This is a genomic window from Actinoallomurus bryophytorum (assembly GCF_006716425.1).
GTDB lineage: Bacteria > Actinomycetota > Actinomycetes > Streptosporangiales > Streptosporangiaceae > Actinoallomurus > Actinoallomurus bryophytorum.
In genome coordinates, this window is sequence record NZ_VFOZ01000001.1 from 1,582,920 (window position 1) to 1,596,799 (window position 13,880).

General features: G+C 67.2%; 12 protein-coding genes. 7 read left to right on the forward strand and 5 right to left on the reverse strand.

Annotated elements, in window-relative coordinates:
- The first annotated feature begins 41 nt into the window (after positions 1-41).
- The 5 genes from FB559_RS07460 (at position 42) to FB559_RS07480 (ending at position 4,494) form a co-directional block, all read left to right on the forward strand.
- The gene (locus tag FB559_RS07460; RefSeq protein WP_141954686.1) at positions 42-1,241 is read left to right on the forward strand and encodes a hypothetical protein; all 1,200 of its coding nucleotides are present in this window, start codon (positions 42-44) and stop codon (positions 1,239-1,241) included.
- A 91-nt stretch (positions 1,242-1,332) separates the two neighbouring features.
- The gene (locus FB559_RS07465; RefSeq protein WP_141954688.1) at positions 1,333-2,322 is read left to right on the forward strand and encodes a LacI family DNA-binding transcriptional regulator; all 990 of its coding nucleotides are present in this window, start codon (positions 1,333-1,335) and stop codon (positions 2,320-2,322) included.
- Positions 2,323-2,415: 93 nt separating this feature from the next.
- The gene (locus tag FB559_RS07470) at positions 2,416-2,901 is read left to right on the forward strand and encodes a MarR family winged helix-turn-helix transcriptional regulator (protein WP_221639912.1); all 486 of its coding nucleotides are present in this window, start codon (positions 2,416-2,418) and stop codon (positions 2,899-2,901) included.
- Positions 2,898-3,713, forward strand: coding sequence for an ABC transporter ATP-binding protein (locus tag FB559_RS07475; protein WP_141954690.1), 816 nt, complete (start codon positions 2,898-2,900; stop codon positions 3,711-3,713). Before FB559_RS07470 ends, FB559_RS07475 begins: the two co-directional genes overlap by 4 nt.
- On the forward strand, positions 3,670-4,494 hold the full coding sequence (locus FB559_RS07480; RefSeq protein ID WP_221639913.1) for an ABC transporter permease: 825 nt from the start codon (positions 3,670-3,672) through the stop codon (positions 4,492-4,494). Before FB559_RS07475 ends, FB559_RS07480 begins: the two co-directional genes overlap by 44 nt.
- A 9-nt stretch (positions 4,495-4,503) precedes the next feature.
- Here the strand turns inward: FB559_RS07480 and FB559_RS07485 are convergent, their stop codons facing one another.
- Positions 4,504-6,012, reverse strand: coding sequence for an LCP family protein (locus FB559_RS07485; RefSeq protein WP_141954692.1), 1,509 nt, complete (start codon positions 6,010-6,012; stop codon positions 4,504-4,506).
- Between the two features lie 722 nt (positions 6,013-6,734).
- Here FB559_RS07485 and FB559_RS07490 point away from each other — a divergent pair.
- Positions 6,735-7,334, forward strand: coding sequence for a TOPRIM nucleotidyl transferase/hydrolase domain-containing protein (locus FB559_RS07490; protein ID WP_141954694.1), 600 nt, complete (start codon positions 6,735-6,737; stop codon positions 7,332-7,334).
- 344 nt (positions 7,335-7,678) lie between these two features.
- Here the strand turns inward: FB559_RS07490 and FB559_RS07495 are convergent, their stop codons facing one another.
- The 4 genes from FB559_RS07495 to FB559_RS07510 form a co-directional block, all read right to left on the reverse strand.
- Positions 7,679-8,395 (reverse strand): hypothetical protein, encoded by a 717-nt coding sequence (locus tag FB559_RS07495; protein WP_141954697.1) that lies wholly within the window; start codon positions 8,393-8,395, stop codon positions 7,679-7,681.
- 429 nt (positions 8,396-8,824) lie between these two features.
- A complete protein-coding gene (locus FB559_RS07500) occupies positions 8,825-9,553 on the reverse strand; it encodes a hypothetical protein (RefSeq protein WP_141954699.1) in 729 nt (242 codons plus the stop codon).
- Between the two features lie 55 nt (positions 9,554-9,608).
- Entirely contained in the window at positions 9,609-10,796 is a 1,188-nt protein-coding gene (locus FB559_RS07505; protein ID WP_141954702.1) for a hypothetical protein, read from the reverse strand.
- A gap of 529 nt (positions 10,797-11,325) precedes the next feature.
- Positions 11,326-12,069: an SDR family NAD(P)-dependent oxidoreductase gene (locus tag FB559_RS07510; RefSeq protein ID WP_221639914.1), complete on the reverse strand. Its 744-nt coding sequence runs from the start codon at positions 12,067-12,069 to the stop codon at positions 11,326-11,328.
- 238 nt (positions 12,070-12,307) lie between these two features.
- Between FB559_RS07510 and FB559_RS07515 the strand changes: the two genes are divergently transcribed.
- Positions 12,308-12,946, forward strand: coding sequence for a TetR/AcrR family transcriptional regulator (locus FB559_RS07515; RefSeq protein WP_141954706.1), 639 nt, complete (start codon positions 12,308-12,310; stop codon positions 12,944-12,946).
- The last annotated feature ends 934 nt before the right edge of the window (positions 12,947-13,880 follow it).

Consider the following 13,880-nt stretch of genomic DNA (forward strand, 5'->3'; position numbering starts at 1 on the left):
TTGGGCATGATCTACAGAAAGGGCAAGCTCCGCCCGGCTCGATGAGCCACCGGAAGCCGGTCATGTCACCGGCCACCCCCACCGCGCACCGGCTGTTCGCGCTCCCCGCCGATCCCGACGTCGAGGTCCTGCTCGGCGACCCACGACCACTCGTACGGCGGGCGGGGATCGATCTGGCCCGCGAGTCAATGAGGCGGTGGCGTGCCGCACCCGCCCTGCTCACCCCGTTCATCACGGCGCACTTTTCGGCCGGCGAGGCCGAGGTCCTGTGCGAGTCCCTCGCCGCCTCCGAACTCGCCGCCGACCGGCTGGCCGACCTCCTCGACGTACCGGGGGCGGACGTCCATGCCGCACCGGCCCTCGCCCGCATCGGCGACGTACGTTCCCTGCCCGCTCTCTGCCGGATCCTCGCCCATCCCCCGCGTACCTGGCCGTACGGTCTGGGTGAGGCGGTCGAGGCCATCGCCGCGCCCGGCCGTCACCCTCTGCTCGACGCGTTGCTGTCGGCGGCGGCCCGGCACCCGGAACGGTGCGGACCAGGACGGATCTGCCCGGCACTGCTTACCGCGGTCGGCGTCGCGGGGTTCGGCCCGGCGGCCACACCCGCCGTACCCGCCCTGGTCGCGCTGCTCCGGCAGGCGATCGGCGAACCCGGTCACGATCATCGCGTCACCGGTCTCGTACGCGCGCTCGGGCACATCGGCCCGAGGGCGGCCGCCGCGGTGCCGCTGCTGGAATCGCTCGGCGACGGCGCCGTACCCGCATTGGTCCGCATCACGGGCGACCGGGCGTACGCCGACACCTACCTCGGCGCTCTCCCGTACGACCCCCGCCGGTGCCCGATCGGTCCCGAACTGCTCGGCCTGCTGCTGGACCGGGGCGGGCTGACGGGACGCCAGGCGGATCAGCTCCACCGGTTCTTCGACCGGCCGGGCCCGGCGCAGGTGCGTACGGCGCCTCTGATCTGGCGCCATGACGGCCCGGCGATGGCCGAAAGGCTCCTTCGAGTGCTGCCGGACTACCTCGACGACCACTGCTGCGCGCCGTACGCACTGAAGACCCTGGTCGCCATGGGAGCGGCCGCCCGGCCAGTCGTACCCGCGCTGGAGGCGATCATCGACCGTCGCGAACGGCTCCCCGTCCACCTCGGCGACCCGGGCGCCGAACTGCGCGCCGACGAACGCCTGCTGACCCGCACACGCCAGGCGCGGGAGCTGATCGCGTCGTGGACGGACCAGTGAGCGCCGCGGCCCCCGGCTCAGACCGGCCGGGGGCGTCCCGTCATCTCGTAAGGTCTTTCCTGGAACGGGCGCATGACAGGGGCGGAACCACATGAGGCGACCCACACTCGAAGCGGTGGCGGCGCGGGCCGGGGTGTCGCGGGCCACGGTGTCCCGTGTCGTCAACGGCGCCACGAACGTCAAGCCCGGCGTGCGTGCCGCCGTCATCCAGGCCGTCGAGGAGCTCGGTTACATCCCGAACTCCGCGGCCCGCAGCCTGGTCACCCAGCGCACCGACTCGATCGCCCTGGTCGTCTCCGAGCCGCCGTCACGGGTCTTCTCCGACGACCCGTTCTTCTCCGCCGCCATCCGCGCGGTGAGCCAGGAGCTGGAGGCGGCCGACCGGCAGGTCCTCCTGATGCTGGCCTCGTCCCCCGCCGGCCACGCCCGGGTGGAGAGGTACGTCGCGGGCGGCCACGTCGACGGGGTGATCCTGCTGTCGATGCACGGCGCGGACCCGCTGCCGGCGACGCTGGGCCGCTCACGGGTGCCGATGGTCTCCCACGGGCGGCCGGTGTCCTCGCTGCCGGTGCCGTACTGCGACTGCGACAACCACGGCGGCGCACGAGACGCCGTGGAGCACCTGATCGGCCTGGGCCGGCGTCGCATCGCCACCATCGGCGGCCCACCGGACATGACCGCCGCGCAGGACCGCCTCGACGGCTACCGGGCGGCACTGGCCGACGCGGGCCGCGCGCCACTCGTGGCGACGGGCGACTTCACCCGCGAGTCCGGGGCGGCCGCGATGCGGCTGCTGCTGGCCGAGGATCCCGGGATCGACGCGGTCTTCGCCGCCTCGGACCTGATGGCGATCGGCGCACTGGGCGCGCTGCGTTCGGCGGGCCGGCGGGTCCCCGATGACGTCGCGGTGGCCGGCTTCGACGACATCGGCCTCGCCAGGTTCAGCGAACCGCCCCTCACCACCGTCCGCCAGCCGGTCGTCGAGGTCGCCGCCTGCATCGTCCAGATGCTGCTCGCCGCCGACCCGCCGACCGAGCCCGTCATCCTGCCGACCAAGCTCATCGTCCGCGAGTCCGCCTGACGCAGCCGTCCCTTTCCGTCGGCGATCACCCCCTCTGACCAGGTGATGAAGTAGGTCTATTAATTACCTCTTATTAAGAGGTAATCTGATTTGGTGACCGATGAAGGGGTACGGCTGGCCGACGAGCTCATGACCGTGAACGCGGCCATGCGGCGGCTCGTACGGCGGCGGCTGCGTGAAGAGGTGCCGCCCCGGCTCCGTCCCGCGCAGGTGGAGCTGATGGCCGTCGTCGGCGGACGTCCCGGGATCAGCGTCGCCGCCGCAGCGCGTGAGCTGCGTCTCGCCGACAACTCCGTGAGCACCCTGGTCAACCAGCTGCTCGCCGCCGGGATGCTGCGCCGCGAGACCGATCCCGAGGACCGCCGGGCCGTACGCCTGGAGCTCACGCCCGCGGCGCAGCGGCACATGGCGGACTGGCGCGATCGCCGGGCGCGGCTGGTCGGCACACGGATCCAGGAGTTGCCGGCCGAGGACCGGGCGGCGATCGCGGCCGCACTGCCCGCGCTCGGGCGGCTGCTGACCAGCCTGCAGGAGCCGGCCGAAGCTCGGCCGAATGACACCTCTGGGGGTCGAAGATGAGTGACGAGAACACCACGTACGCGGTCGTCTGCCGGGGTCTGCGGCACTCGTTCGGCGGTGCCGTGGCCGTGGACGACATCGATCTCGATGTGGTCGAGGGCGAGATCTTCGGGCTGCTCGGCCCGAACGGCGCGGGCAAGACCACGACGATCCGCCTGATCACCACCCTGCTTCCGGCCGGTCCGGGGATGGTCGAGGTGTTCGGGCGTGACGTGTCCCGCCACCGGATGGCGGTCCGCCGCACCATCGGCTACCTGCCGCAGCAGCTGTCCGCGGACGGCGCGCTGACCGGCCGGGAGAACGTCGAGCTGTTCGCCCGGCTCTTCGACGTCCCGCGGTCCGCCCGGCGGGAGCGCGTACGCGAGGTGTTGTCCTCCGTGGGTCTCGCGGACGCGGCCGAGCGGCGCGCGCAGACGTACTCAGGTGGCATGATCCGCCGGCTCGAGCTGGCCCAGGCCCTGATCAGCGCACCGCGGCTGCTCATCCTCGACGAGCCGACGATCGGGCTCGACCCGGTGGCGCGTGACAGCGTCTGGGAGCGCATCCAGGAGGTGCGCCGTGCCACCGGCATGACCGTCCTGGTGACCACGCACTACATGGACGAGGCCGACCAGTACTGCAACCGGATCGCGCTCATGCACCGCGGGCGGATCAGGGCACTGGGCACGCCGGCCGATCTCAAGTCCGACCTCGAACCCGGAGCCACGCTCGAGGAGGTGTTCCGCACCTACACCGGCGACCAACTCGACGAACCAGGAGACGACTTCCGTGACGCACGCCGTACCCGCCGTACCGCCAGCCGGCTCGGCTGACCCGCCGTCCTGGATCACCTGGCGCCTGCTGCCGGCGCGGGTGGTCGCGATGTGCGTCGTCGAGCTCCAGAAGATCCGGCACGACCGGACCGAGCTCTACACCCGCGCGATCCAGCCCGCCCTGTGGCTGCTGATCTTCGGCGAGACGTTCTCCCGCCTGCGCGCCATCCCCACCGGGAAGGTCCCGTACCTGGACTACCTCGCACCGGGGATCCTCGCGCAGTCCACGCTCTTCATCGCGATCTTCTACGGGATCCAGATCATCTGGGAACGCGACGCGGGCGTACTGGCCAAGCTCCTGGTCACCCCCACACCGCGCGCCGCGCTCGTCACCGGAAAGGCGTTCGCGGCGGGCATGCGGGCGCTCACCCAGGCCGTCGCCATCCTCGTACTGTCGGCGATCCTCGGGGTGACGCTGACGCTCAACCCGCTGCGCTGGCTCGGCGTCGTCGTGATCGTGATGCTCGGCACCGCGTTCTTCTCGTGCCTGTCGATGACCATCGCGGGCCTGGCCATGTCCCGCGACCGCCTGATGGGCATCGGCCAGGCGATCACGATGCCGCTGTTCTTCGGGTCGAACGCGCTGTACCCCGTCGATCTCATGCCCCGCTGGCTGCGCGTGATCAGCCACATCAACCCGCTGTCGTACGAGGTCGACGCGCTGCGCCACCTGCTCATCGGGACGCCGGGCAACCTGCTCCTCGACATCGGCGTGCTCCTGGTCGCCGCGGCGGTGGGGATCACTACCTCCTCGGCTCTGCTCGGCCGGCTGGTCCGGTAAAAGCCGTCCTCAGCAGGCGTTCTTCAGGGAGACCGAGCCGGAGGTCGTCGTCTTCCTGCGCGTGGCCGGCGTCGAGCTCGGGGCGGCACTCGGCGGCGGCTTCGTGCTCGCGGCGATGGCCCTGGCGGCCGCGCGGCGCATGACCAGGACCATCGCCCCATCGGCCGGACGGTTGGTGTGGAAGCCGGGCATCTTGTCCGGGTCGTACGAGAGGCTGCTGATGTCGGCACCGTGCTTCACCGTGCCGGACAGCTTCACCAGAGCCGGCAGGAGCGTGGCCGGAATGTTGGTGGAGATCGTCTTCTTCGCGGCGTGGGCCAGCTTCTCGAAGTGGGTGACGACCTTCTGCGGGTCGGCCTGGTCCGCGATGTCCTTCATCAGACACTTCTGGCGGTCCATCCGGCGGAAGTCGCTATCGGCGTGACGAGTCCGGCCGTACCAGAGGGCATGCTCGCCGTCCAAGTGCTGCCAGCCGGGCTTGAGGTAACCGGCCACGGGGATGCCCCGATCCGCGTCACCGCCGATGGGGAGCGGGTGGCCGTTCGCCGACTTCACGTTCACCCGTACCCCTCCCATGGCGTCCACGATGTCCTTGAACCCGTCGAGGTTGACCAGCACGTAGTAATCGAGCGTCAGCCCGGTGAGGTAGCCGATGACGTCCTCGAGGAGGTGGGGACCGCGCTGCCCCGCCTTGTAGTTCGGCTCGAGCTCGGGATGGCGCTTCTCACCCTGGATGTAGAGCTCGTTGAGCAGGCAGGCGCCAAGCGGGCAGGTGCCGTTCGGCCCGTAGTCGCCGGTGTAGCCGTTGGGCCAGACCGACCGCATCCGTGGCGGCACCTGGAACTTGTAGAGCGCCCGCGGCAGGCTGAGCAGGACGGTGTTGCCGGTCTTGGTGTCGATGCTGGCCACGGTCATGCTGTCGGTACGGATGCCCGTACGGTCCTTACCGCCGTCACCGCCGAGCAGCAGGATGTTGACGCGCGGCTTGTTCTTCCAGGGGTTGGACGCGTTGACCTTGGCACCGGACTTGTCGTCGCCGGGGAAGATGCTCGAGAGCGTGTCGCGCAGGACGTACGTCGCGTTCGCCGCGTAGACGAGTGGGGTGCAGACCATCAGCGCCATGATCACCACGAGCGCGCCGGAGGTGACCCGCATCGCGGTCGGCAGGCCGGGGGGTCGCAGGATCTGGAACGAGCGGATGACGACTAACGCCCATACCGCCGCGAGCACGAGAATGCCCGCGATGAACACGTTCAGCCAGAAACCCTGGACGACCATCTGCTTGAGACGATCCTGGAACGCCAGCGCCGCCGTGGCAGTGCCGAAGATCAGCACCGCGAGCAGCCCCATGAGACTGAAGCCCACGGCACGCCGGCCCACTGTGACGTGCGCGAGACCCCACACGACGGCTGAGGCGGCGGTCAGGCCCAGGGCTCGCCAGAGTCCGGCGATCGGGTTCGGGTTCGGGTTCGGCCTGCGACCGTACGCCGTCTGTCTCCCATGTTGACGCGGCGCCATGGCGTCTCCTGGTTCTCGTCTGATGGCCCGGCCCACCTCGGGGGACGGACGGATTGCCGCACCGTACGGTTCGTAAGGTGATCAAACAAAAGCAACCAGTGATCATTGGTGAAGGTCGACTCTACCTCACATATACGGCCTTATCCTGCGATTCTCAGTGATAGGTCTTTGAAGCCTGTTTAGCCCCTGATAAGACGAAAGTGTGGATCAGTGACCTTCGCGTACATCGCCGCCGAGTGGCGCTCTTTGCGCAGCTGAGAAGTGGCTTGGGTGGGGAGCTGTGACGTATAACACCGGGAAAGCCTGTAATTTTCGTTCGTTTACGGCCCCCGGGGAAATGGGTCGTCATTGGCGCTAACTGGCGGGGTCCCGTTGCCATCTCTTCGCCCGGCCGATCTCGTACGGAGGCCCCGGACCAGCTCTTTGGATACCGACGCCGGAGGCGCCACACGTTGCCTTCGACCCTGGTTACCGATCGAACGCCGCGGCCTCGCTCGCGTGGCCATGCGGCACACGCACGCCCATGTCACGCCGGTGAAGGGCCTTGCTCGGACCGTACGCGAACCGGATCCACGTCCGGAGTGCTCCTGCGCCAGCGGAAACCGAGCGCTTCGGCTCGCAGGGTCTCTGGGAGCGGCGGAGCCCCGGCGCCAAGCGCGGCCGAACGCCGTAGCTTGTTATCCGCCGTCCTGTCGGACAATCATCGGGTAGGAGGCACGGAGATGCGCAAAACGACGACGATGGCCGGTGATGCCGACGCCTATGGGGTCATCATCCTTGTCGAAGGATTGAGCGACCTGTATGCCTTGGAGACGCTGGCCCGCCGGCGCGGCCGTGACCTGGACGCCGAAGGGGTCCGCGTTCTGGCCATGAAAGGCGCGACGAACATCGGCCATTTCCTCGACCACTATGGTCCGCGAGGGCTGCGCGCCAGACTGGCGGGTCTGTATGACGCCGCCGAGGAGGGCTGCATCCGACGCGGCCTCGAACGGGCCGGTCTCGGGCCGGGGTCCCAGGTGGAGATGGAGGAACTCGGCTTCTTCCGGTGCTCTGCCGATCTGGAAGACGAGTTGATCCGCGCTCTCGGCACCGACGAGGTCGAGCGGATCATCGAGGAGGAGGGCGAGCTGAGGTCGTTCCGAACCCTGCAACGACAGCCCGCCCAGCGCGGCCGGAGCACACACGACCAACTGCACCGCTTCCTCGGAAGCCGCTCGGGCCGAAAACATCGCTACGGGCACCTGCTCGCCAATGCCGTCGATCTCAACCGCGCCCCACCTTCACTCGACCGAGTGCTCGCCCATGCGGCCGGCGTCAGGTAACTGTCGTACGGCAGCGCCAGGGAGTCTCCCTGAGCACGGGCTTCTAGGTCCGTGGGGGTTCTTCGGCGTGGACCGGACAAGACCGGCACACACCCTGCTTGAACGGAGCTCCAGCACGACCCCAAGCCAACCCGCAGGGCATCGATCGAGGCTAGAGACCCGGCGGTCGAGTTCGGAGTCCCTTGGACAACGGCACCGGGGGCGGTCCGGCTCGGGGCGCATCAACCGGCCCGACGTTGGAAGGTCCGCTACGTCCGCCGGATTTCTGGCTTACCGGCTCCGCGAGATGGAGGTCGATAAACAGCAGGCCGTCGGGCAGCGAGTAATGAATGCCGTCTACGGTATCAAAACTCGCCTGCGACGAACTCGTTCATTGCTTTGAACGAATTGGATTGAGGCTTTCCGCTCGGCGCGTTCGATATTCTGGTGCCCGGCACAGTGGCATCCCACCAAGCGACGAACTCCGTATCGTAGAATGGCCCTTCGACCAGAAATTTGACGGGCTGGGTTGCCGTCTGAAGCGCATACCACTGATCGATGACATAGCAGTCCGGGCCCCACGTCTTATAGTCGTTCTCCTCGCCGTCCCTGGCGCGGTTCACGACCGTGAACAAATGCTTGTCCTGGTGGATTCCGGTGATGCCGAATACTTCCACGCGGGTGCCCGATGGCAGGAGCGCCGCCTGCTTGCTGTACTTGCCGGTGAACCTCCTGGTCACTAGGGCGCTGGTTACGACCCACGCAAAGTCGTTGCATACCCCAAAAAAGGCCGGGTTTCGGGTTAGCTTCTCGAGCCCGCTCGTGACATAACCCTGACGATCAGTTGTTTCTGGCATGTATCTACACGAATCGGGAAGGCCTGCGGGAGTCTGCTGCCATCCTGGCTGCTTCCAGCCTTCTCGGGTCTTACGCTTTTCGATCGGCGCCTTCTCCAGCAGAACCTGCCAGGCGTTGCCGATGAAAACGCTACCCTCTCGCCCCAGCACCGAGTTCAGGATGAAGCTATTGACGCCTTCCATGATCTGTTGCCACGGCGGGAGTTCGGATTTACCTTCAGACACCTAGAGTCCCCCTTCTTGATCATGGACACTCTAAAGATACATTGGCATTGATCACAACATTAAAAAATAAAGTGGCCGGATCGCGTCAGCCGTGCGGCCATCGGCGGGTCACCGTCACGGCAATAGGTTGGGCGTAGGGCGTACCGCCGGCCTGGCCAATCGCTTCCGCCGTCCACGCCCCGTCGTTGCCGACCAGGTGGTCATTGCCCGGCGGGACAACGACCATGGCAAGCCGTGCCGTCCCGCCCGACGGCGAGCCGTGATGGTGCACCGTGACGAACCGCCACCAGCCGTCGAGGCCGCACGGCGCGCCGGCCGACTGGACGCGCGGCCTCCTGGCCTTGCCTCTGACGTAGCGTGTCCTACTCTGTCCTCAGTCATCGCCGGGATGGACCACTGGGTGCTGCGCTTCTCCGCGTCCCGGCAGCATCAGCTCACCGTCTGAGCAGATGGGGGCGCGATGATGCTGCGCGTCGTGAAGTTGATCATTCCGGCTCGCGGTGGTCCGCCCGTCCCCAGGTCGTGGTCCAGGGCCTCGCCCACCCTGTTGCCGCAAACGTCTTCGAGACGTTCAGAGACGACGAGGCGGTGCTTCCCGGCGGGCCACGGGTGGTTCGGGGTGAGTCGCGCTGTGGTTCCGTCCGGTGCGAGTGACGTGCGCGTCTGAATGACCTTTCCTGAAGGGGTCAGGACTGCGATCTCGTCCTCGCAAAGGGCGGCGTCCATGATCCTGCCGAAGTGCACGACGACGGATTCGAGGCTCCCCGTTGTCGGGGAGGCGAGGCGCCAGTGGGTCTCGTCGATCGCCTCCAAGACCGGATTGCTTACGCGGAAGGTATGGCGCGCTGTTTGCCCGAGCGCCGTGACGACAAGGCTGTAGGTCCGTCCGACGACCAGTGCCGGCTCGTGAGACGGGTCCGCTCCAAGACCGCGTTTGATCCTTCCCGGTTCCATCAGGACCGTCAGGCGGCGCCCGTCAACCGACCAGAGCTCTTGCGACAGGACGAGGAAGGGGTCATGCACCTCCTGTTCTTCCTCGTTCAGTAGCCAGAGGTGGGCACGGTCGAAGTGCGCCTCTGCTGGTCTCGGAAAATAGAGGTAGAAACGCAGGGTGTTCGCGGGCAGGACCGCAGCTTGCGGAGAGATGCGGATCGCCATCTCAGGGGAAGGCTTGATACGTATTTCTGGCGCGCGCAAGGTTCGAACCTGCCGTTCACGCCGGCAGTTTGTGCGCACTCTGGGTGCCCGGGAAATCCATCTCCACCCAGATCTTGTCCAGTCGTGCGGGCATCGGGGCGACCATCAGGGTCTCCAGCGTCAGATCGCCGGTATCCGCGTAGCGGGTCAGCGAGACGAAGAAGCGGTCACTGAACAGATCCGCCCGCAGCGACGATCCGACGAACAGCACCTGCTTGCCGACCGGCCCGGCCGGCATATAGGGGGATTGGTCCAGCATCGGTCCCTCGGTCGGCCGGTTCGCGGGGGTGAAGCCTTCTGCGGAGGCGATCCCGGCCAGTGGGATCGCCATGGGGCCGCGGCCGGCATTGGTGACGAACAGTTTGTCCCCCTCGCCGTCACGGTAGGCGACCATGCTGATGGGTTGACCGTTGCCCATGTCACCGATCGTCTTGCCCCTCACCTTCGCGCCGTGCTTCAGCTCTGAGACCGCAATGGTGACCAGCGGGCTGCAGGCGTAGGCGGCGATGAGTGTGTCCTGGCCGTCAATCGTGGCGAACTGCATGGCCCGGATCGGCGCACGCGTTTCGTATGTGCCGTGGGCGAGGTGGTAGATCTCCAGCTGGGTCTCGCTGGCGGTCCCGGTGAACGGGTAGGGGATCCGCCGCAGCGTGGAGGAGAACTCTTGGTTCGAGACGCCGGCGACGTACACGTCTCCGGCGTGGAACTTCAGGTCCACGATCGTCATGGATCGTAGCGGCGTGCGCGCCTTCTCCTCGAAGAAGGCCGCCGGTGGCATTGGGAAAGTGCCGGCCCTCGACTTGAAGGTCTTGCCCTCGTCGGGAACGTCGGACAGCCGGTGCACCGTCACTTTCGACGTTGAGAGGTCGAACGGGCGGACCTCGCCGGTGAGCGAGACGCTCACGACCGCAGGCTCCAGGCGATCGCCGTTGCGTACGCCGACTGACAGGTATGGCTCGCGCGTCACCGGGTGGACGGCCATCCCGGTGAACACCAGGCTTTTCGCCGTTACGCCCAGCGTTGCGGCGATCTTCTCGTCGATCGACTCGAAGAGGAAGGGATCCAGCGAGGCGGGCGCCTGACCGGGTTCGGTCTCGAAGGCGAAGACGGCTCCGAGCTTGTTGTCGCCGAGGAAGAGGACCCCGTCGGGGCTGAAGGTCAGAGCTCCCGCCGATTGCGGGGTGACTTGATTGGTCGTGTTCATAATGGTCTCCTCGCCGCTCTGGGCGGCTGTTAGATGGAGTTGGAATGCCCAGCCGAACGGCCATGGATCACGCTGGCTGCTGGGAGGGCGAGGCAGGCGATGGCGTTGCGGCTGACGCCACCGCCTCGCGCAGGTACGCGATGTGATCGATTGCCGCCTCCAGCGATGCGCGGACCGGCGTACCCGGCTCCGGAGCAGTCCGCCCTGAACAGCGGCGACTAGAGCCGTGGCGAGACTGTCGTTCTGGTCTGACCGACCTCAAATTGGTTCGGGTAGTAGCTGATCGACCGGGGCCGGGCTGACGACTGACGCGGACGTTGCGCGTTTGCAGATCGGCGACCCAGGTTCGAGCGGCCTGCGTCCTCGCCGGCCGATCAGATCAGTTCGCTCTTGCTCCCGGCCGTCTTGCACAGCCTGGCCATCGCCAGCCCGGCCCGCCCGAAAAACCGGCCCGGAGACTCGTTCAGCGGGGAAACGGCTAGCCCGTCGAGACAGGCCGGCCGGTCTGACCATCGCCCTGAAAGGCGAATCAGATGGCCATTCCTCCGTCGACCGCGAGGCTCGCGCCGTGGATGTAAGACGCCTCATCGGAGGCCAGGAAGACCACGGCAGCGGCAATTTCCCCCGGCGTGCCGACGCGGTCCGCCGGAGTCCCCTTGGAGAAATCGTGGACGGCCTCGCCGAACACCCGCTGCGTACCTTCGGTGAGCACCGTGCCGGGGCTGACCTCGTTGACCCGGACACCGCTGGGACCGAACTCGGCCGCCCACGACTTGGTGAGCAGGCCCACTGCCGCCTTGGAGGAGCCGTAGACCGCCGGACCCACCGCACCCTTTTCCGCGAAAGCGGTCGTGATGTTGATGATGGCGCCGTGCCCGCGCTCGGCCATTGCCGGAGCCAGCGCCGCGACCAGGAAGTACGGAGCCTTGACGTTGATGTTGTACGTCGCGTCGAAGTCGTCCTCCGTGAGTTGTGCGGTCGGCCCGAGAATGAAGATGCCCGCGTTGTTGACGAGAATGTCGATCTCACCGGCCAGAGCCACCGCCTCGGCGGCCAGGGCCTTCGCGCTGGTGGCATCGTGCAGGTCAGCGGCGATGAAGTCGGCCTTACCGCCGGCGGCCCGGATCTCAGCGACGGCATCGTTGCCGCGCTCGACGTCGCGGCCGGTGATCAGGACGCGGGCGCCGGAGCCGGCCAGCTTGTCGGCGATGCCTCGGCCGATGCCCGAGGTCGATCCGGTGATCAGGGCGGTCTTGCCGGTGAAGTTACTCACGTCAGTGCTCTCCCGAAGTCGGTGGTCAGACAGCTCGATCTCCCTGGTCAGGGCAGACGACATGTCTGTTACGTGAAACGCGGAGGCAGTCCGGTCCCATGTAGGCCCGGGCCGTCCTGGCTGTCCTGCTCGCCAGCGCCTCGTTTGTGTAGCTGTCGATACAAAAGTCGATGCCGTTAATGTAGCGCTCACTATCCAACCTTGTCCAGTGGGGGTGCGGCGGCGATAGGATGGCGCCATGACCACGCCTGACCTGGAGAAGCCCGCCGACGGGTTCCCCTTGTCGCGAAAGCGCAGTCGGGGCCGGCCTCGGGCGTTCGATCTCGACGAAGCGGTCGATCGCGCCCTCGAGCTGTTCTGGCGGCAGGGCTACACGGCGACGACGGTCGCTGACCTCACCGCCGCGATCGGGATCAATCCGCCGAGCCTGTACAAGGCGTTCGGGTCAAAGCAGGAGCTGTTCGAGCGTGTTGTGCGGCGGTACGCCGAGCTGAACGGCCGTGTCGTCCAGGTGGCACTCGCCTGTCCCGACGTCGAGTCGGTCGTCCGTCAGTTCCTGACCGGTGTCATTGAGAGCGCCACTGAGCCGGACTGCCCCGTGGGGTGCCTCACTATCCAGGGCGGCACCGCCTGCCGCGAGGGTGAGCATGAGGTCACCGACCTGTTGGCCGCTCTGCGCCGCGCCACCCAAGATGCGCTGGAGCACCGGTTCGAACAGCTGAAAGCCGAGGGCGGCCTTCGCGCCGACCAGAGCCCCAGCACTCTCGCCCGCTACGTCGCCACCGTCGGCCAAGGACTCGCCGTGCAGGCCAGCGCCGGCTCCACCCGGGAGGAACTGATGGCTATCGTCGAACTCTCGGCCAGAACAGTGGCGTAGTCATCTGCCCGGAAGCTCAAGCCGCTGACCGGTCAGAGAGTGGCGGCATGCGACAAATAACAGCGCTCTGGACCCAGCCGCGGCGGTCGGGGCCCCCGCCCGGCCTTGCTGATGTTGGTGTGGACGGCGGGCACCGTCCCCGTGCAGAGCTCATGTCAGAGTCGGGGGCCGTTCCCATTCGATACGGGAGCCCCCAGGGCGCTAGGCTGTTCGCGGGCCAGCAAGGGCCAGTCAGAGAACGCGGGCCAGCAGTGGTTAACCTCTCTGGTCGGTCAGATGTCTTCGCAGGTCAAGCCCTCGTAGCTCAGGGGATAGAGCAACGGTTTCCTAAAGCGGATCTTGCTCTCGGCGCCACCCGCCTCACGTAGGCCGTGACCAGCCGAATCGTCTGATGACCAGCACTGACGCCGCTGAAGCCCGAGCGGGCATATGCAGCCGTGTGCCACCCGAGGTAGCCGCTTGTAGGTGGTCGTGCAATATCCGTGCAATGACCGCAACGCCGATGGCGGCCAGCCTCTCGGGGTGCCTCCGCGACAGATGCGCGGCCCGCGAAGCGGCGGCCGTGCGGGGATGAAGGTTAACGTCTACTGCCGCAGGCAGCCCCGGAGCCCGACTAGGGTCGTCCCGGGGATTTCGGGCGCCTATAAGCTCGCGGGACCGGCGTGCTGTCCGGTGCGGGACTACGCGAAGATGATGCCGAACGGGGGCTTGTCCCCAACGACCGCCAACACATCGGCGTCGCATTCCACATGTGCCGAGATTTCCTGTCCGTCGTCGGTGTGCCCGTAAAGCTCAGCGTCATCTCAAAGACCAATGGAGCCACGGCAAAGAGTACAACGAACAAACATGATGTCCTCCCCAAAGACTGTAGGTGCGGTACCTACCCGGAGACGTTAAGCGACGTTACCAAATAGCACAAATGTTGTGCAGCGCT

Coding starts and splice junctions, on each gene's coding strand:
- FB559_RS07515 (WP_141954706.1), top strand. CDS start 12,308: ATGACCACGCCTGACCTGGAGAAGCCCGCCGACGGGTTCCCCTTGTCG.
- FB559_RS07505 (WP_141954702.1), bottom strand. CDS start 10,796: ATGAACACGACCAATCAAGTCACCCCGCAATCGGCGGGAGCTCTGACC.
- FB559_RS07490 (WP_141954694.1), top strand. CDS start 6,735: ATGCGCAAAACGACGACGATGGCCGGTGATGCCGACGCCTATGGGGTC.
- FB559_RS07475 (WP_141954690.1), top strand. CDS start 2,898: ATGAGTGACGAGAACACCACGTACGCGGTCGTCTGCCGGGGTCTGCGG.
- FB559_RS07465 (WP_141954688.1), top strand. CDS start 1,333: ATGAGGCGACCCACACTCGAAGCGGTGGCGGCGCGGGCCGGGGTGTCG.
- FB559_RS07485 (WP_141954692.1), bottom strand. CDS start 6,012: ATGGCGCCGCGTCAACATGGGAGACAGACGGCGTACGGTCGCAGGCCG.
- FB559_RS07500 (WP_141954699.1), bottom strand. CDS start 9,553: ATGGCGATCCGCATCTCTCCGCAAGCTGCGGTCCTGCCCGCGAACACC.
- FB559_RS07460 (WP_141954686.1), top strand. CDS start 42: ATGAGCCACCGGAAGCCGGTCATGTCACCGGCCACCCCCACCGCGCAC.